Raw genomic sequence first — 19742 nt, forward strand, 5'->3', positions numbered from 1 at the left:
GAATGCGCGCAGGTCTCATTGCGTCTTTGACCGGTCACTCGGTCTTTTTGGTCTGGGGCTTGATAGCCTTTCCGGACGCAAAGAGTTTTTCCGTTCCTCAAGTCGAAACGCTGCCGGTGGATCTCGTTCCAATCGAGGAATTTACGCAGCTTCGCTTAGGTGAGAAAACGGCTGAAGTTCGGGACGTTGCGGCGCTGCAGCCGAGCGATACACCGGCTGACGACACCCCGCAACCGAACGACAAACCTGGTGACAGTCAAGTTCAGCAGCCGTCGCCTCCCACGCCGGCGCCAGCGCCAACTCCGACGCCGCCTGAACCGGAACCAGTCGCAGAGCCTGAAGATGCCCCGGAACCTGCACCTGCGCCCGAACCGGTACCAGCTGCTGAGCCAGAGCCGGCTCCTGAACCGGAGCCTGTACCTCAGCAGGAAGCCGCACCGGCTGTACAGCCGATTCTGACAAGCGTTGCACCAAGGACAAAACCGGCACCGCCACGGCCGCAGCGACAGGAGCCAAGGGATGAATCTATCGTCAACGACGTTGCGGCCCTTCTCAACAAGGTGGAGCCAGCCGGCCAGGCCGGGGGACAACCTGATACGCCTGCATCGCTGGGAACACGGCAAGGCGCGCCGAACATCCGCATGACCCAATCGGAGTTGGATGCGTTACGCTCCCAAGTTGCCATGTGTTGGAGCCCTCCTGTTGGGGCAGTGGGTGCGGAAGATCTGAATGTGCGGGTTCGTTTCAACCTGTCGCAGAACGGCGAAGTGTCCAATGGTCCGGAAGTCATGAATTCCAATGCAAATCCGGCCTTCCGCGCAGCAGCAAGCAGTGCGGTCCGTGCTGTGATGCGCTGCCAGCCATACAGCCTGCCAATTGCGAAATATGATGCGTGGCAGGAAGTGATTATCAATTTTGACCCGAGAGAGATGCTCGGGGGCTAAGCCGATTTCGCAGTCGGAACCCAAAGGTGAAGGAGCTGTATTGCTCATGCGTCAGATTTGGAAACATTTTTTAGGGTTCGTCGGGTCCTCGGCCCGCGTCCGCGGTGGGTTTGTTGCACTCCTAGCAGTACTCAGTCCGATCCCGGCCGCTGCGCTGGTTGAAATCGACATCACTCAAGGGAATGTCGAACCGCTGCCAATTGCCTTGCCGCAGTTCTCTGCAGAAGGTGGCGACAGCAAACTGGCCGCCGACATGACCGCGGTGATTGCGGCGGATCTCAAACGGTCCGGTCTCTTTAATCCTCTCGATCCAGCGAGCTTCATACAGAAGAACATGAGCGTGAATTCCACCCCGCGCTTTGGGGATTGGCGTACGATCAGTGCACAGGCGCTTGTGACGGGAACCGTGACAAAGCAGGCGGATGGCCGCTTGCGCGCTGAATTCCGGCTTTGGGATGTCTTTGCGGCAGAGCAGATGCTTGGGCAACAGTTCTATACGACACCGGAAAACTGGCGGCGGCTCGCCCATATCATTGCGGATGCCGTTTACGAGCGTCTCACCGGCGAAAAAGGCTATTTTGACACGCGCATCGTGTTTGTCGACGAGACGGGGCCGAAAGACAAGCGCGTAAAACGCTTGGCACTGATGGATCAGGACGGCGCGAATGTTCGGTACCTCACCCGGGGTGATGATTTGGTTTTGACACCGCGTTTTTCGCCGACGAGCCAGGAAATCACCTACATGTCTTATGCAGGTGCGGATCCAAGTGTGTACCTCTTGAACATCGAGACCGGGCAGCGCGAGATCGTGGGCAATTTTCCGGGGATGACCTTTGCGCCGCGGTTTTCACCCGATGGACAGAGCGTGGTCATGAGCTTGCAGCAGGGTGGCAACGCAAACATCTTCAAAATGGATTTGCGGTCGCGGCAGACGACCCGCTTGACCAACACAGCCGCCATTGATACCAGCCCGTCTTTCTCTCCGGATAGCGGCCGTATCGTTTTTGAATCCGATCGGGGGGGCTCACAGCAGCTTTATGTAATGAGTGCAGCTGGCGGCCAGGCTCAGCGGATTTCCTTCGGCCCGGGGCGCTACTCGACACCGGTCTGGTCTCCACGGGGCGACCTGATTGCTTTTACCAAGCAGCACCAGGGCCGGTTCATGATCGGTGTGATGCGGCCTGACGGAAAAGGCGAGCGGATTCTGACAGAGGGATATCACAACGAAGGACCAGCCTGGGCTCCGAATGGCCGGGTTCTGGTGTTCTTCCGTGATACGCCGGGCGCAAACGGAGGTCCGCAGGTCTGGACCGTCGATTTGACCGGCTACAATGAACAAAGGCTGGAAACACCGGCATTTGCATCAGATCCGTCTTGGTCGCCATTGATCGACTGAGACAACGAATAACGAAGTGTTTACCAGCCTTATTGAGAGCGCATTAACCGACTTTGGCTAGAAAGCGTTTACCAAAATGTGGGGGCGCATTTGGAAAGCCGGTTTAGCGGGCTGGGGTAAGGAGACAGGAATGTTCAATATGGTGAGTGCCTCCAACGGGGCACGGTGGATTGCAGTCTGTTTTGCAGTCCTATTTGCCGCAGCGTGCGCGCAAACCAAGCCGGACGGGCTGGCGACCAACGTCAAGCCGGGGACCGGGCAGGATTTCGTGGTGAATGTCGGGGACCGGGTGTTCTTCGAAGAAGACCAATCTACCCTGAATTCGCAGGGGCAGGCCACGCTTGCCAACCAGGCAAAGTGGCTTCAACGGTACTCGCAGTACACGATTACCGTGGAAGGCCATGCTGATGAGCGCGGTACGCGCCAATACAACATCGCACTTGGTGCAAGGCGTGCGCAGGCCGCCCGCGATTACCTGGTATCCCAGGGTGTTTCTGCCTCCCGGATCAAAACGATTTCGTATGGCAAAGAACGGCCAGTTGCCGTTTGTAACGACAACAGCTGCTGGTCTCAGAACAGGCGGGCAGTGACCGTGCTGAACAACGCGACCAACTGATCAGTGTCCGAATAACGCTAAAAACGCCGGGCTCAGCCCGGCGTTTTTAATTGCCCGGAGCAAAAACACGCCCTTTCCCGGTTTGTTTGTCAAAATTTGGCCGAACTCGGAGCGCCATTTGCGTTAGAATTCAGCGTGCGGCCATACGGGTGAGAACCTCCCCCTGCCAATCAGATGGCTTTCCATTTATCGGTATTGGTATATGACAAGTGGCTGCACAGCGGAGGGACGAATGAAACAATTTTACAGGCTGGTATGCCCTGTATTGGCCGTAATGCTCATCTCAGTGGCAACGCCATCTCATGCGCAGCTTTTCGGAAAACGGAATGACGATTCCAGCGTCCGTATCGGACAGTTGGAAGAGCAAATTCGGGTCTTGACCGGTCAACTCGAGCAAATGGCGTTTCAAATGCGTGAATTGCAAGATCAAATGCGCCGGATGCAGGAAGACAACGAATACCGTTTTCAGCAACTTGAAGGTGGGACCCCCGGCAAACGGTCGGACGCTTCTCCTGGGCTGGCGCCGGATGGCACACCTCAGTCTGGAAGCCTGGTCGCACCCGGCGGCGGATTTGCAACCCTTCCTGCCGATGGCTCTGGAGACGGAGATTGGTCCCAATCGGGCGGATATGAAGCCGGTACAGGCGTTCCTTCGAACGGACCGATTGATTTATCGTCTCTGGCACAAGGTCAAGTCGTACCACCCGGAGCCGCTTCAGACTCCACACCCAGCCCTGAGTTTTCGACAGACGATGACCAGATTGCCGGTATCATTGGAAGTGGAGACCCGCGGACGGACTACGACCGCGCGTATTCCATGGCAGTGAATGGAGATTATGCTGCGGCTGAGGCCGGATTTCGCACATTCCTGGAAAGTTATCCAAACAATCAGCTGGCGGCCAATGCGCAGTATTGGCTCGGCGAAAGCCTCCTGGCCCAGCAGAACTATCGCGAGGCTGCGGACGCGTTTTTGAAAACCTACCGGGATCATCCCGGCAATTCAAAAAGCCCGGACAGTTTGCTGAAACTCGGAGTTTCGCTGCGCGGGCTCGGTGAAACCGATGTTGCTTGCGCGACGTTTTCCGAACTCTTGAGCAAATTTCCAAATGCTGCGCCGGCGGTTTTGTCACAAGCGCGGGATGAACGCCAAAGTGCCCAGTGTTCGTAACCAGCCGGATCCCTATTCCGGGCTTACTGACCGGGAAATTGACCAACTATTTCATTCATTAAACAATTTTTCAAAGATTGCTCTTGCTGTCTCTGGCGGTGGAGACTCAGTTTGCCTGCTGATTGCCTTTTGTGAATGGCGATCGAGACAAAACTGGGAAGGTGCTTGCGAGGTGGTCGTTGTTGATCACGAGCTGCGTCCAGAAAGCTCTCAAGAAGCGTGCTTTGTTCGGGAATTGAGCGAACAACATGGTTTGCACTGCCATATTTTAAAATGGACGGATAACAAACCGGGAACAGGTGTCCAAGAGGCGGCGCGCGACGCGCGATACCAACTGATCGCAAAACAGACAACTCTGTCGGGTTTTGAAGCCGTTCTTCTCGCGCATCATCTCGATGACCAGGCTGAAACGTTTCTCGATCGTTTGACCCGTGGGAGCGGATTGAACGGGCTTGGCGCCATGGCATCAGATGAACCTGACGGACCCGCCGGTCTTCGTTTGCTACGCCCGTTTCTCGCTGTGCCCAAAAGCCGTCTTTTGGCGACCTTGGAAGACCGAGGTCAAAAATGGTGTGAAGATCCTTCAAATAAGAATTTGAAGTACAAGCGCAGCCGTTTGCGGTCGATTTCGAGCAGTCTCGCTGAAGAGGGTTTGTCGCCGAGCCGGATTGCCACAACAGCACGGCAACTAAGGCGTGCGCGCGAAGCTCTGGAAGCGGTCCTAGCGGAGCTTTTTCGTCAGTATGTCGAGGAACATTCGGCAGGACCGGTCAAGATTTCGACGCTGATGTTTCGCGCTCAGTCAGAAGAATTCAGGCTGCGTTTGCTCATACTCATGATCGAGCGGGTGACTGGCCGGGTGTATCAGCCGAAGTTGCGGAAGATCGAAGCCCTCGATCACTGGATTTTGAACAACAAGGTGGGGCGCCAAACATTGGGTGGAGCCGTTCTGGAAATGAAACGGGATACTCTATTTGTTTGGAAAGAAATCGGCCGATCACCGCCTGTGGTTCTTGAGAACCTCTGCGGAGAAGGGAAATGGGACGCCCGCTTTCTGTTCGATGTTCAAGCCGCCGAGGAGGCGCCGCCAAACGGTATGACAGTCAATCTGGGCCCGCTGTTCAATGCGCCGGTCGACCGGCGGCAAATCTCCTGGCCAAATGGGTGGCCCAAGGAGGCGTTTGAAAGCGCGCCCGTATTCTGGATCGGAAACGGGCCGGTGGGTGTTCGCTCTGCGGCCTCCTTGATTTGGCACGATACGCGGCGCGGCGGGTACGAAATTTCACTTCAGCGGATCCCCGTTCCGGCAAAATTGGCCGGTAACTATAGGACAGATCTTGAGGGGTCTTAGGATTTCCGCGGTTTTCGCGGGCGCAAACATCTGTTAGGGGTGTCTCTTAAGAAAATAGTCAGTGTGCATGCGCAATATGGCGCACCACCTTGGCATTGGGCTATGGGCGACCTATCTTCGCTGAAAGAAATGTAACCGCGCGCATTCTAATAAAGTCGCGTCGGGCGGTTAAGGGATAGAAATGAACGCACATTTTCGCAACTTCGCGCTCTGGGTGATAATCGCCCTCCTGCTGATCGCTTTGTTCCAGCTGTTTCAGAGCCCAACACAGAACAGCGCAACGGACGAGATCGCTTTCTCCGAGTTCATGAATAAAGTCGATCGCGGCGATGTGCGATCGGTGACAATTCAAGAACAGAAGATCTCGGGCAGCTCGACCACGGGTCCGTTTCAGACGTATGCGCCCGAAGGTGCGCAATATGTCGAAGAACTTCGCACCAAAGGCGTGTTGATCAATGCGCGTCCGCCGGCCGAAAGTTCACCGCTCCTCGGCGCGCTGTTCTCTTGGCTTCCGATGCTGATCATTCTTGGCATCTGGATTTTCGTGATGCGGCAGATGCAAGGCTCCGGTGGCAAAGCCATGGGCTTTGGCAAGTCCAAGGCTAAACTGCTGACCGAAGCGCACGGCCGGGTCACATTCGAAGACGTTGCCGGCATCGACGAAGCTAAGGAAGATCTGCAGGAAATCGTCGAGTTCTTGCGCGATCCGCAAAAATTCCAGCGGCTCGGTGGTCGTATTCCGCGCGGCGTGCTGCTGGTAGGCCCTCCAGGTACTGGTAAAACCCTGACCGCTCGAGCGGTTGCAGGTGAAGCAAACGTACCGTTCTTCACGATTTCCGGCTCTGACTTTGTGGAAATGTTTGTCGGCGTAGGTGCAAGCCGCGTCCGCGACATGTTCGAGCAAGCCAAGAAGAACGCACCTTGCATTATCTTTATCGATGAGATTGACGCCGTTGGCCGTCACCGCGGTGCAGGTCTTGGTGGTGGTAATGATGAGCGCGAGCAGACGCTCAACCAGCTTCTCGTCGAGATGGACGGCTTTGAGCCGAACGAGGGCATCATCATCATCGCGGCCACCAACCGTCCGGATGTTCTTGATCCTGCGCTTCTGCGCCCTGGTCGTTTCGACCGTCAGATTGTTGTTCCGAACCCGGACGTGACTGGCCGCGAAAAGATCCTCAAGGTTCACATGCGTAAAGTGCCACTGGCTCCGGATGTCGATGTACGCACACTGGCACGCGGCACACCAGGGTTCTCGGGTGCCGATCTCATGAACCTCGTAAACGAGGCTGCCCTCCTTGCGGCGCGCCGGTCCAAGCGCTTGGTCACGATGGCCGAGTTCGAGGACGCCAAGGATAAGGTCATGATGGGTGCAGAGCGCCGCACCTTGGTGATGACTGAGGAAGAGAAGAAGCTCACTGCCTACCATGAAGCTGGCCATGCTCTGGTTGCTCTTCATCAGGAAGCTTCTGATCCCATCCATAAGGCGACTATCATCCCGCGCGGTCGCGCCCTTGGCATGGTCATGCGGTTGCCGGAAAAAGATCAGGTGTCGTTGACGCGCGCCAAGTGTAAGGCCGACCTGGCCGTAGCGATGGGCGGACGCGTCGCCGAGGAAATGATCTTCGGATATGAGAAGGTGACTTCAGGTGCATCTGGCGACATCCAGATGGCCACCAAACTTGCCCGCGCAATGGCAACCCAATTCGGCATGTCCGACAAGCTCGGTCCGTTGCTCTACGGCGAAAACCAGGAAGAGGTTTTCCTCGGCCATTCCGTTGCGAAAAACCAGAGCGTTGCGGATGAGACCCAGAAGATCGTCGACGCTGAAATCAAATCCTTTGTTAACCAGGGATATGAGACAGCGAAGAAGATCCTTGGTGATCACGAGGACCAGTTGCACAGCATTGCGAAAGGTCTACTCGAATACGAGACGCTTTCAGGCGATGAAATCAAGGATCTTCTCGATGGCAAGCCGCCGGTGCGCGACACTGATGACGATCAGCCGATCGGTCGATCGTCTGCGGTGCCGAAAGCGGGCGCAAAGCGCGGCGGCGATGAGCCGAGCGGCGGCATGGAGCCTCAGCCTCAGGCCTAAGACGCCCCTCTATTAAACAATTAAAGTGCCCGGTGTCTCACCGGGCATTTTTCATGTGTTTGGATAGATATGAACTGGCCGCCGATGGTAACATTTGCTCATAAGATGTGACACGGCGACGGTAATCTCGGTTACAACGACAAAGATTCGAAAACGACAAGGTTTGGTTTATGCGCAAGTTCTTTGGCACCGACGGTATTCGCGGACAGGCGAATGCCTATCCTATGACCGCGGAAATGGCTCTTAAGATCGGCATGGCGGCGGGCCTGGTGTTTAAGAATGGCGGTCATCGCCATCGTGTTGTCATCGGAAAAGACACAAGACTGTCCGGTTACATGCTGGAAAATGCGCTGGTGGCAGGTTTTACATCGGTCGGTATGGATGTTTTCTTGCTCGGGCCTCTTCCAACCCCTGCCGTTGCGATGCTGACCCGTTCTTTACGTACCGATCTTGGTGTCATGATCTCCGCGTCTCACAATCCCTTCCAGGACAATGGCATCAAGTTCTTTGGGCCTGACGGATTCAAGCTGAGTGACGATATCGAGAAGTCCATCGAAGAACTCGTCGAAAGTGATCTGACACCACATCTAGCAAGCGCTCAGGAGCTTGGTCGGGCCAAACGAATTGACGGGGCTCAAGAGCGCTACATTGAAACGGCCAAGCGCACCTTGCCGCGTAAGATGAGCCTTGAAGGCCTGCGGGTCGTTGTCGATTGCGCCAATGGCGCTGCCTACAAAGTCGCGCCGGATGCCCTTTTTGAGCTCGGAGCCGATGTAATCCGGATGGGCGTGTCTCCGGACGGGTTCAACATCAACAAAGACTGCGGGTCGACCTCCACAGATGCGTTGTCCAAAAAGGTTCATGAAGTGCGCGCCGACATCGGCATCGCTCTTGATGGCGATGCGGACCGGGTGATCATCGTAGATGAAAACGGAAACGTCGTTGACGGTGACCAGTTGATGGCGGTGGTTGCCCAATCCTGGCAAGCCAATGGCCGCTTGGCAGGCAATGGCATCGTTGCAACTGTTATGTCCAACCTTGGCTTGGAACGGTATTTGGGGGATTTGGGGCTCGGTCTTGAGCGCACGAAAGTCGGCGACCGTTATGTGGTCGAACACATGCGCGCCAATGGCTTCAACGTGGGTGGGGAGCAGTCTGGCCATATTGTTTTGTCGGACTTCGCGACCACGGGTGACGGTCTGATCGCGGCACTTCAGATTATGGCTTGCATCAAGCAGCAGGATAAACCCGTGTCAGAAGTTTGCCGCCGGTTTGAACCTGTTCCGCAAATCCTGAAAAACGTCCGTTACAAAGGCGGCGCGCCGCTCCAGCATTCCGAGGTAAAATCTGCTATTGAGGACGGCGAAGCCCGTCTCGGAACATCCGGCCGTCTCGTGATCAGGGCTTCTGGGACAGAACCTTTGATTCGGGTTATGGCTGAAGGCGATGACGCGGATTTGGTTAAACAAGTTGTGAACGATATTGCCGGGGTTGTTGCGTCTTCCGCCGCGTAGCGCCTGCCCCCTCTGAGGTTCACTTACGTTCTTAACAATAAAGCCAGCTGATTCAGCTGGCTTTTTTAATGTTTGGTAAAAAGCGAGGCGTAGGATTTACCATTCATTTACGTAAAAAAACTCGGTTAAAGAACACAGTTAAGTCAACCTTAATGAATACGCGTCATTTTTGGCCTCGAGATTGGTGTGTCGGCAATGAAATGCAGACGCTACATCGAAAGAGGACGAAGACATGGATAAATTTTTTAAACGTTTGTCTTTGACCGGCTTTGCTGTTGTGCTGTCCACTGCGGGTTTTGCAGCAGACTTGCCGACGCCGGTCATAGAACACGTTCCAGTCGCCCCTGCGGCCGTTGGCGGTTTCTACTTGCGCGGTGATATCGGCTACAAGGTCTACGGCGACCCCAGTGGAAGCTTCAGCGACTCCGCGATCGGTGGACTGCGATATGAGCGCGAAAGCCTCGACAACACCTGGATGATTGGCGCAGGTGTCGGTTATCAGTTCAACCGCTACTTTAGAAGTGATGTCACGGTCGATTATGAAGCCAAGGCAACTGCAACCGGCTACGCGCCGTGTGGTGGCTGTGCGGCTGCAGGCCAGTTTTCGACGGAGAAAGCTGACATCGACGTCTGGACCGTCATGCTGAACGGTTATGTCGATCTTGCGACCTGGAACCGGATCACACCTTATGTCGGTGCCGGTATCGGTGCGTCATACGTGAGCGCCAGCAACAAAACGTCCCTCAACCCGGACGGCACGTTCTCCAGCTACGACGGCAGCAACGGCGATTGGAATTTTGCCTGGGCCTTGATGGCAGGTGCAGAATACGCTGTGACGCCGAATTGGAGCATCGATGCGGGTTACCGGTATAAGGACCTCGGCGAAGCGAAAACCGTGAAGCTTTATAACGTTGGCACAGGTGAATCCCGTGAAGTCTGGGAAGATCTGACCGCTCACGAGTTCCGCATTGGTGCGCGCTACACATTCAATGCACCTGCAGCGGCTCCGGCATATTATCCAGCCGGGCCGATCACGAGCAATTTCTGATTATCCAGCATACGTGTTGGCGAAAGGGCTGGTCATCGACCGGCCCTTTTTCTCCTCTTTTTCGCAATTGAATTGACGTAACTGCCGTTCGGCTTTATCCCCATAGGTGGGCCACCCCTCCCCAACGAGGGGCTCCTATCTGTGAGGGTAGACTTGAAATGAGCATAGTTATCTCCAAGCCGGACGTGCGTCCGGCCAATCCCAATTTTTCTTCTGGTCCCTGCTCCAAGCGTCCCGGCTGGTCGCTGGAAGCGCTTTCCGATGCACCGCTTGGACGGTCGCACCGCGCAAAGCCGGGCAAGGCCAAACTTGCGGAAGCCATTGAGCTGACACGCAAGGTGCTGAGCGTTCCAGCAGATTACCGCATTGGCATCGTTCCGGCTTCCGATACCGGCGCAGTTGAAATGGCCATGTGGTCATTGCTCGGTGCCCGGGACGTCGACATGCTCACCTGGGAAAGCTTCGGATCCGGTTGGGTGACCGATGTGGTCAAACAACTGAAGCTGGAAAATGCCCGCGAGATAGAAGCGCCATATGGCGAGCTGCCGGACCTTGCGACGGTCGACTTTTCGAATGATGTCGTCTTCACATGGAATGGGACCACATCGGGCGTCCGTGTGCCGAACGCAGATTGGATTCCAGCGAACCGCGAAGGTCTGACAATCTGCGATGCGACTTCGGCCGCATTCGCTCAAGAGCTGGATTTTGCCAAGCTCGATGTGGTGACGTTTTCCTGGCAAAAGGTGCTTGGCGGTGAAGCCGCCCATGGCATGCTGATTCTCAGCCCACGCGCTGTCGAACGCCTGGAAACCTATTCTCCGGCTTGGCCCTTGCCGAAGATTTTCCGCCTGACCAAAGGCGGGAAGTTGATTGAAGGGATATTCCGCGGCGAGACGATCAACACGCCGTCAATGCTGTGCGTTGAAGACTATCTCGATGCCCTGAAATGGGCTGACGATCTCGGCGGTTTGGCGGGTCTTGTTGCGCGCGCTGACGGTAACCTCAAGGTGCTGGCTGATTGGGTTGACCAGACGCCCTGGGTCGATTTCTTGCCCAAGGATCCCGCCACCCGGTCCAACACGTCCGTCTGTCTGACCGTGGTTGATCCTGACATTCTGGCATTGACCAACGAGCAGCAGGCCGCTTTCGCAAAGGGCATGGTTTCCCTGCTCGACAGTGAAGGCGTTGCGTATGACATCGGCGCTTACCGGGACGCACCATCCGGTCTTCGGATCTGGGCAGGGGCAACAGTTGAGGCCAGTGACCTTAAAACGCTGACATCCTGGCTGGATTGGGCCTTCCAAACCGAAAAAGCGAAACACGCTCAGGCCGCCTGAGCCTGTTCTTTGAACAGCTAAGTCCAATGCCGGGCGGTACGCTGCCCGGTCAGGTATTGATGTCAAGGAGAGGCTCATATGGCCCCGAAAGTATTGATTTCTGACAAGTTGTCTCCAGCTGCCGTGCAGATCTTCAAGGATCGCGGCGTGGAGGCGGATTTCCTGCCAGATGTTGGCAAGGACAAGGAAAAGCTGCGCGAGATCATCGGTCAGTATGATGGCCTGGCGATCCGCTCTGCCACGAAGGTGACCGAAAAAATCATCGCCGCGGCGGACAACCTGAAAGTTGTCGGCCGTGCAGGGATCGGCGTCGACAATGTCGACATTCCCAAGGCCACGGCACGCGGCATCATCGTGATGAACACGCCGTTCGGTAATGCCATCACGACGGCCGAACACGCGATTTCCATGATGATGGCGGTGGCCCGTCAAATACCGGCCGCAGATGCGTCGACTCAGGCCGGCAAATGGGAAAAGTCCCGGTTCATGGGACGCGAGATCACCGGCAAAACATTGGGCCTGATTGGCTGCGGAAACATTGGGTCGATCGTTGCCGAGCGGGGTATCGGTCTCAAGATGAAGGTAATCGCCTTTGACCCGTTCCTGACGCCGGAACGGGCGCTTGCGCTCGGCGTCGAGAAGGTGGAACTGGAAGGGCTTCTCTCCCGGTCTGACTTCATCACGTTGCACACACCGCTCACTGATAAGACGCGGAACATCATTGATGCGGCCGCGATCGCCCAAATGCGGGACGGGGCTTACCTCATCAACTGTGCCCGCGGTGGTCTTGCTGATGAACAGGCTGTCCGTGATGCACTTGATAGCGGGAAACTTGCGGGCGCCGCTTTCGACGTCTTTGTCGATGAACCGGCCAAGGAAAATGTGCTTTTCGGTGCGCCGAACTTCGTGTCCACACCGCATCTTGGAGCCTCAACGGAGGAAGCCCAAGAGAACGTTGCTCTGCAAGTTGCCGAGCAAATGTGCGACTACCTCTTGAGCGGTGCTGTCCGGAATGCACTCAACATGCCGTCAATCACGGCGGAAGAAGCGCCGAAACTGGCGCCATTTGTCCGGTTGGCCGAGCAGTTGGGGTCTTTCGCTGGACAGCTCACTGAAACCGGGATTGAACGCGTTCGCTTGGAGTATGCCGGTGCCGTCGCCGACATGAACGTTCAGGCGCTGACGTCGGCAGCACTCACCGGTTTGCTGACACCGCTTTTGCAGACCGTCAACATGGTCTCTGCACCTATCCTGGCGAAGGAAAGGGGCATGCAAATCGAAGAGGTCCGGCGGGACAAGCAAGGGGCGTATGAGACCTACATTCGCCTGACTGTGGAAACAGAACGTCAAAGCCGCTCCGTTGCCGGGACTGTGTTCGCCGACGGCAAGCCTCGGATCATCCAGGTGAAGGGCATCAATATGGAAGCTGAGCTCGGCGAGCACATGCTTTACATCACCAACGAAGACAAACCGGGTTTTATCGGCCATCTTGGAATGGAACTTGGCAACAACGAGGTAAATATTGCGACCTTCAACCTCGGCCGGACAGCGCCAGGAGAGGAAGCGATATGTCTTGTTGAAGTGGATGCCCCGGTCTCAAAAGAGGTCATGGCCCGATTGGAGACGGTCTCCCATGTGAAGCAAGTCAAGCCGCTTCGCTTTTGACACTAATGGCGCCCGGATGAGATGTCATCCGGGCGCTTGCTATTTGGTTGGTGTGGATACTGGTTTGAAACGGGCGAAGAGCCGCCCATCAAGAACGATCAGCCCACTCAACAAGAGTGCGAAGCCGCCCAGTTGGATTGCCGACAATTCTTCGCCCAACAATAACCATCCAAAAAACAAGGCGCTGGCGGGCACCAGAAGCGTAACCAGCGAAGCGTTGGTCGCGCCAGCTTCGGCCAGAAGCCGGAAGTACATTAGGTAAGCAAGGGCAGTCGCGAAGATCCCGAGCGCGAGAACGTTGAGCCAGGCAATTATGCTTGGATCCGCCACGCTCCAAGAACCGGATGCGAACAGAGCGATCGGGGCCATGATTAGGGTTGATCCGGACAGTTGACCAGTTGCCGAGATCAGGGGCGGGAGGCCTTTGAAGCGTTTAGCAAAGGTTGCTGCAAAGGCATAGGATAGCGCCGCTCCCAGACATGCCACCTGAGCCCATAAAGGGTCTGAGACTATGCCGGACAAACTGCCGGAGAGCATGGTTGCGACGCCAGCGATTCCGAGAGCAATACCGGTAATCTTGTGAATGCCGAGAGTTTCCTGGCGGAATAGGACTCCGGCGACCAAAACGGTGAAGACCGGTGTCGTTGCGTTGAGGATAGACGCAAGACCTGCCCCGATCACAGTTTGTCCTGCAAAGAGCAGCGAAAACGGAATAACGTTGTTCAAGAGGCCCATTGCTAGAAACGAGGCCGCCATCTTGATAGGAAACTGCTTCAAGGTGCCTTGGGCCCAGAGCACAAGCCAAAGGGCGAGGCAGGCGGATGCGACGCGGAAAAAAACCAGAGTCAGCGGAGGCATCTCGGCAACCGCAACCTTGGCAAAGATAAACGATCCGCCCCAAATCGCGCCGAGACACATCAGCAAGATCCAATGCTGCAATTTCATGTGGGAGCTCCAACCAGGTGAATGTCTCCCGGGTACCATGTGTTTTTGGTTCCCGACACCCGAAAACCGAGCGAATGTTGGACGTTCAGGCTTGTCTTGCACAGCGATAAAACGAACAAGAACCGGAATTGGGGAGAGTTTGTTCGGTAGCTTGCGCAATTCTTCAATTAAATGGCTGGGAAGACTCGCGCGGCAAACCAATCCTGTCTATAGTCCGCGCCGTTTGCCCCGGGGCCTTGTCCGGGGCTTGTTGTGTTGGCGTCAAGGACGTCACGAACCTGCTTTAGGAGAGCAAAAGCTAGATGGCGAATGTGGTTGTTGTCGGTTCGCAATGGGGTGACGAAGGCAAAGGCAAGATTGTCGACTGGTTGTCGGAACAAGCCGATGTCATTGTAAGGTTCCAGGGCGGACACAACGCTGGACATACACTCGTTATTGACGGTGTGAGCTACAAGCTCTCCTTGCTGCCATCCGGTGTGGCCCGTCCAGGCAAATTGTCTGTGATCGGCAATGGTGTTGTGCTGGATCCACATGCGTTGGCCGAAGAGGTCAAACGGCTCGGCGAGCAAGGCGTAGTTGTTACGCCTGAAAGCCTGCGGGTGGCTGAGAACGCAACCTTGATCCTGTCTTTGCACCGGGAACTGGACGCTCTTCGTGAAAACTCCAACACCGGCACCAAAATCGGCACAACAAAACGCGGTATTGGTCCGGCATACGAAGATAAGGTCGGCCGCCGTGCGATCCGTCTGATGGATCTGAAAAACCTTACAACGCTTCCGGCGAAAATCGACCGGCTCTTGACCCACCACAACGCTTTGCGCCGGGGGCTTGGGCAGGACGAAATCTCAGCGGATGTCATTTTCGAAGAGCTGTCCAGCGTCGCAGATCAGGTTCTGCCTTACATGGACAAGGTCTGGTACCTGCTCGACGAGCAACGCCGCCAAGGCAAACGGATCCTCTTTGAAGGGGCTCAAGGCGCACTTCTCGACATCGACCATGGGACATACCCGTTCGTGACATCTTCCAACACGGTCGCCGGGCAGGCTGCGACCGGCTGTGGCCTTGGACCAGGGTCGGTAGACTATGTTCTCGGTATTACGAAGGCGTACACCACGCGTGTGGGCGAGGGGCCTTTCCCGACCGAGCAGGAAAACGAGGTCGGTGAGTTTCTCGGGACGCGTGGTCACGAGTTCGGCACGGTGACCGGCCGCCGCCGCCGTTGTGGCTGGTTTGATGCGGTTCTTGTGCGCCAGACCGTTTGCACGTCCGGTATCAATGGTATCGCACTGACCAAGCTTGATGTTCTGGATGGTCTTGAGGAAATCAAGATTTGCGTTGGCTACGAACTCGACGGTGAGCGCATCGACTATCTTCCAGCGTCACAAGGCGCCCAGGAACGGGTCAAGCCGATCTATGAGAGCATGCCGGGTTGGAAAGAATCCACTGAAGGTGCGCGGACTTGGGCTGAGCTTCCGGCGCAAGCGATCAAATACGTACGGCATGTTGAAGAGCTGATCGGTGCACCGGTCGCGATCTTGTCGACCAGTCCGGAACGCGATGACACAATTCTTGTGCAGAATCCTTTCCAAGACTGAGCGAATTGACGTAAACAAGACAATATCAAAGATGCTTAGAGTGCGTTGCGAATCGCTGCGCACTCGGCAGCTTTTGAAGTCCGGGGTCTCCGGCATCAGAAGCAAGATGGAGCGACAATTGTGCGCGTCTCGCGCGATCTGATAGGCGAAAATCTCTTCGAAAGCTTAGTATAAGTCACGAAGAAGTCGCGAATCTGATCCAGGAGACGCAGGAGTGCAGTTGGCCGGTAGGCAGGAAGATGGCTGATTACTATTCGATACTAAAGAAAACGATCGCGTCCTTGCCCGAAAGCAACGGTGCAGCGCGGCGCAGCGTTTACAGCCGTGCGCGTAATGCCATCGTGAATCAGCTCAAGGCCTATGAGCCGCCACTGTCGCCATCGGAAATCACAGCAGAACAACTTCGTCTGGAAGAGGCAATCCGGAAGGTCGAGGCGGAAGCTGCCAGAGAAAGCCTGGGATTGCAGCCATCTACGCCGCCGGCGCCTGCCACCCCAGCTGCACCGCCGGTTCGCGAGCCGGAGCCGGCACCGTCTGTTCCTGCGGCCACCACGACTTCTCCAGTTGAGACCCCGGCGGCGCCTGCACCGCAGGTGACATCTCCGGAGCCGTCTGCCTATCCAGTCGAAGAGCCCGCAAGTGCTCCTTCGTCCGATGCTTCATATGACAGCCCGCCACAAGCCGCGCCTCTATCAGGAACGACTGGTTCAAGTCTGGCTGAGCCCGAAGGTCCAGTATCCTCACCTGAGACACCTCCGGCCTATGACCCTGTTTCAGTCGAACCGGCTCCAGTCTCGGATGATCAAGTCTCTCAAACAGAACCGCTCTTTGAAGATGAGGTGGTTCAGCCGCAGACCGGAACAGCAGGCTTAACAGACGCCCCAGTCTCGTCCCGCGCCAGCCGTTCAAGATCGTCTGCTTCAGCGGCGCTTCGCGGTTCGGAAGAAAAAAGCCGGACAGTGCCGATTGCAGCTGCTGCTGTGGTTGCCGTTCTGGTTCTTGGAGCCGCTGCCTATTTCTTCTTGTCCGGGCCGTCTGATGAGGCTGTGACCGACGCCGCACCGGCTGTTTCACAAGAGCCGGAAACAACGGCTGTTACCGAACCAGTGGCACCCGTCGAAGACACCGTGGCCGCATCCTCGGAAGATGCAGACGAGGCGAGCAAGAACACTGATCGTCTTTTGAATGAGACCGATGCAAATGTGGTTGCGCCTGACGCGCGCGCAGTGACAACTACAACCATCAACCCGCAAGAAACCGCACCGGGGACTGTTGCTCAGCCGTCGATCGTGACGAATGTGGAAAGCACCCCATCCGCCGATGTCGATACGCCAGCAACGGACAGCGCCGGGGTAAGCCAGGGCGTTCAACCGGACAGTCTTGCTGCAGTGAGCCCAGAGCAATCCGAGCCTACACCGGCAGCCCAGGTGCCGGCTTCCGGAGCGCAACGTTCCATCCTTTATGAGGAAGGGGCAGATGCCAGCTCTACCGGCACTGCGGCACAAGGAGCCGTCATCTGGACACTTGGCGAAGAGACCGATCTTGGCGGTGAAGCGCAGTCCGTCCTCTCCGCTGCCGTCGAAATTCCGGAGCGGGATATCAAAGTCGATATCCGTATCAAGCCCAACGACGATACCTCCCTGCCGGCAAGCCACTTGGTTGAAATCAAATATGAGCTGCCAGAAGGGTTTTCCGGTGGCGATATCGTCAATGTTCCCGGCTTGGTCATGAAGCCGACCGAGGAAGCGCGCGGCGATGCCTTGATCGGGGCATCCGTGAAGGTCTCTCCCGGCTTTTTTTGGATTGCGTTGTCCAGCTTGCCCAATGAGCAACAACGCAATTTGGCACTTCTGCGTGAGCGTGGCTGGATCGACATCCCGATGCTTTATGAGAATGGCAAACGCGGCATTCTTACGCTCGAGAAGGGCCCCATCGGCGAAGATGCCGTTGAAAAGGCAGTCACCGCCTGGCAAGCCGGCTAAGCAGATCCAGCATCTTGCGTTTTTAGCGGGTGCTCCGCAGTTTCTCTTGCAATTTGTAAATTGGCGGGGCATTGTCCCGCTTGGTCCGAGGGGTGTTCTGGTTTCCGGAACTGAGATGGCATCGCGCCGAACCCTTAGAACCTGATCCGGGTCATGCCGGCGAAGGGACGGAAACCTTAGCCTCTTCCCGGATCTCCAGTGTCATTTTCGGCTTTGCTGAAGGCAGGAGATCCTTATGTCTGCTTATGCGCTAATGCGCGGGGCACACGCTGTACAACAGCTGTCTGCCCTTTATAGATTCACAAAACCATATGCCATCCCGGTAGGGAGCGGCGATCTATGACGGTTTTGGTTTTCCTGCTGAAACGCTGTGCCGGCGTCGCGGTCGCCGTTTTTATTTGGGCGGCCTTGGTCCGTTTCTTTGAAATCCCGCCGTATATGCTGCCTGGTCCGGGGCGCGTTTTTGCTGCGTTTCAGAACCAGGGCCTGTTTCTCCTGCACCATGCAAGCATCACCTTTTCCGAGACACTTCTCGGCTTCGTCTTTGGGGTCGCTGCAGGGTGCCTTTTGGCGATCCTGATTTGGGTGTTTCCCGTGGCCAAACGGGCGATTATGCCGACAATCCTCGTCACCCAGGCCTTGCCCGTTTTTGCGATCGCGCCGATCCTCGTTTTGTGGCTCGGATTTGGCCTAGCCTCCAAAATTGTAATGGCGGTTTTGGTGATCTTCTTTGCCGTGACCTCCACGTTCTATGATGGGCTGCGCCGCCTTGATCCCGGGCTTTCGGACCTCAGCCGCCTTTATCGTCTATCCCGCCTCAAGGAACTTTGGGTGTTCCGGCTGCCGTCTGCCATGCCTGCCTTGGCCTCAGGCTTGAGGATCGCGGCTGTTTTCGCGCCAATCGGTGCGATTGTCGGAGAGTGGGTCGGCGCGAAGGGCGGGCTCGCTTTCATCATGCTTCAAAGCAACGCGCGGATGCAGACGGACGTGATGTTTGCCGCGCTGATCCTGCTCGCTCTCATGGTGCTGTTGTTGCGGTTCGCCGTAGACCACTTCACCCGGTTTCTTGTTCCTTGGCAGGTTGAAGACTGATCTGCTTTTCCTTGGAGGATTGAATGAAAAAAACACTGCTCTCTGCCGCTTTCGCAGCCGCTCTGTTTGCGTCGGCACCTGTACAAGCAGCCGAAAAACTGACGGTCTTGATGGATTGGTTCACCAATCCCGACCACGCACCGCTGATCACCGCCCAAGCGATGGGATTCTTTGAGGCAGAAGGTCTGGATGTCGAATTGATAGAACCTGCCGACCCCGCAATGCCGCCGAAACTGGTTGCAGCGGGACAGGGCGACATTGCCATTTCCTATCAGCCGACTTTGCACGCCCAGATCGAGGAAGGACTTCCGCTCAAGTGGATCGGAACGCTCGTAGAGACACCATTGAACTCTCTCATCGTCCTCAAAGACGGTCCGATCAAGGAATTGAAAGACCTGAAGGGGAAGAAGATCGGATTTTCGGTGTCCGGGTTTGAAGACGCCATGCTTGGCCAGATGCTGCGGTCAGTCGATCTCAGTGTCGACGATGTCGAGCTGATCAACGTCAACTTTGCTCTGTCACCGTCGCTGATGTCCGGCCAAGTCGACGCGGTCATTGGTGCTTACCGGAATTTCGAGCTCACTCAGATCGAGATTGAAGGCAAGGAAGGTAAGGCGTTCTATCCGGAAGAGAACGGTGTGCCGATTTTTGACGAGCTGATCTACGTTGTTCACAAGGACAAGACGGATGATCCGCGCTACGCAAAATTCATGGCGGCCATCGAAGCGGCCACGATTTTCCTGACGAACCATCCGGACGAAGCCTGGAACGCGTTTATCGAAGCCTACCCGAACCTGAATGACGAGCTGAACAAACGCGCCTGGGCCGATACGCTCCCGCGTTTCGCAAAACGCCCTGCAGCCCTTGATGAAGGCCGCTATCAGCGTTTTGCGGAGTTCATGGCTGAAAATGACCTGATCTCTAAAGTGGTTCCTGTCGATACCTATGCGGTCGAGATCCGCTGATCATCACTAACTTCTTGGAAATCAGC

General features: G+C 56.2%; 15 protein-coding genes and 1 riboswitch. Of the genes, 14 read left to right on the forward strand and 1 reads right to left on the reverse strand.

All coding sequences use genetic code 11. From position 1 onward, the window contains the following. Positions 1-2: 2 nt before the first annotated feature. From tolA to serA, 10 genes are all read left to right on the forward strand, one after another. Positions 3-944 (forward strand): cell envelope integrity protein TolA, encoded by a 942-nt coding sequence (gene tolA / locus ACVDG4_RS23090; protein WP_447236820.1) that lies wholly within the window; start codon positions 3-5, stop codon positions 942-944. 46 nt (positions 945-990) lie between these two features. Continuing rightward, a complete protein-coding gene (tolB, locus tag ACVDG4_RS23095) occupies positions 991-2340 on the forward strand; it encodes a Tol-Pal system beta propeller repeat protein TolB (protein ID WP_209174800.1) in 1350 nt (449 codons plus the stop codon). Positions 2341-2470: 130 nt separating this feature from the next. Beyond that, positions 2471-2956, forward strand: a complete 486-nt coding sequence (pal, locus tag ACVDG4_RS23100) for a peptidoglycan-associated lipoprotein Pal (RefSeq protein ID WP_209174799.1) — start codon at positions 2471-2473, stop codon at positions 2954-2956. 232 nt (positions 2957-3188) lie between these two features. After that, entirely contained in the window at positions 3189-4124 is a 936-nt protein-coding gene (gene ybgF / locus ACVDG4_RS23105) for a tol-pal system protein YbgF (RefSeq protein WP_447236821.1), read from the forward strand. After that, positions 4096-5475, forward strand: a complete 1380-nt coding sequence (tilS, locus tag ACVDG4_RS23110) for a tRNA lysidine(34) synthetase TilS (protein ID WP_447236822.1) — start codon at positions 4096-4098, stop codon at positions 5473-5475. The genes ybgF and tilS overlap by 29 nt, the downstream gene beginning before the upstream one ends. A 181-nt stretch (positions 5476-5656) precedes the next feature. After that, positions 5657-7573, forward strand: a complete 1917-nt coding sequence (gene ftsH, locus ACVDG4_RS23115) for an ATP-dependent zinc metalloprotease FtsH (RefSeq protein ID WP_133951456.1) — start codon at positions 5657-5659, stop codon at positions 7571-7573. A gap of 170 nt (positions 7574-7743) precedes the next feature. Then, complete coding sequence (glmM, locus tag ACVDG4_RS23120; protein WP_422021085.1) at positions 7744-9087, forward strand: phosphoglucosamine mutase; 1344 nt, start codon at positions 7744-7746, stop codon at positions 9085-9087. A gap of 232 nt (positions 9088-9319) precedes the next feature. Further along, positions 9320-10135: an outer membrane protein gene (locus ACVDG4_RS23125; protein ID WP_166672791.1), complete on the forward strand. Its 816-nt coding sequence runs from the start codon at positions 9320-9322 to the stop codon at positions 10133-10135. A gap of 158 nt (positions 10136-10293) precedes the next feature. Next, positions 10294-11472 (forward strand): phosphoserine transaminase, encoded by a 1179-nt coding sequence (locus ACVDG4_RS23130; protein ID WP_447236823.1) that lies wholly within the window; start codon positions 10294-10296, stop codon positions 11470-11472. 78 nt (positions 11473-11550) lie between these two features. Beyond that, a complete protein-coding gene (gene serA, locus ACVDG4_RS23135; RefSeq protein WP_133951462.1) occupies positions 11551-13137 on the forward strand; it encodes a phosphoglycerate dehydrogenase in 1587 nt (528 codons plus the stop codon). A gap of 39 nt (positions 13138-13176) precedes the next feature. Here the strand turns inward: serA and ACVDG4_RS23140 are convergent, their stop codons facing one another. Continuing rightward, positions 13177-14082: a DMT family transporter gene (locus tag ACVDG4_RS23140; RefSeq protein ID WP_447236824.1), complete on the reverse strand. Its 906-nt coding sequence runs from the start codon at positions 14080-14082 to the stop codon at positions 13177-13179. 302 nt (positions 14083-14384) lie between these two features. On the opposite strand from ACVDG4_RS23140, the gene ACVDG4_RS23145 reads away from it, so the two are divergent. The 4 genes from ACVDG4_RS23145 to ACVDG4_RS23160 all read left to right on the forward strand — a co-directional run bounded on the left by ACVDG4_RS23145 (position 14385) and on the right by ACVDG4_RS23160 (position 19716). Then, positions 14385-15677: an adenylosuccinate synthase gene (locus ACVDG4_RS23145; RefSeq protein WP_133951466.1), complete on the forward strand. Its 1293-nt coding sequence runs from the start codon at positions 14385-14387 to the stop codon at positions 15675-15677. A gap of 239 nt (positions 15678-15916) precedes the next feature. Beyond that, positions 15917-17659, forward strand: coding sequence for a hypothetical protein (locus ACVDG4_RS23150; protein ID WP_447236825.1), 1743 nt, complete (start codon positions 15917-15919; stop codon positions 17657-17659). Positions 17660-17737: 78 nt separating this feature from the next. After that, a riboswitch (TPP riboswitch) is annotated at positions 17738-17844 on the forward strand. A gap of 154 nt (positions 17845-17998) precedes the next feature. Next, positions 17999-18751, forward strand: coding sequence for an ABC transporter permease (locus tag ACVDG4_RS23155; RefSeq protein WP_447236826.1), 753 nt, complete (start codon positions 17999-18001; stop codon positions 18749-18751). A gap of 23 nt (positions 18752-18774) precedes the next feature. Next, on the forward strand, positions 18775-19716 hold the full coding sequence (locus ACVDG4_RS23160) for an ABC transporter substrate-binding protein (RefSeq protein WP_133951472.1): 942 nt from the start codon (positions 18775-18777) through the stop codon (positions 19714-19716). Positions 19717-19742: the final 26 nt, after the last annotated feature.

It is taken from the genome of Roseibium sp. MB-4, assembly GCF_053005265.1.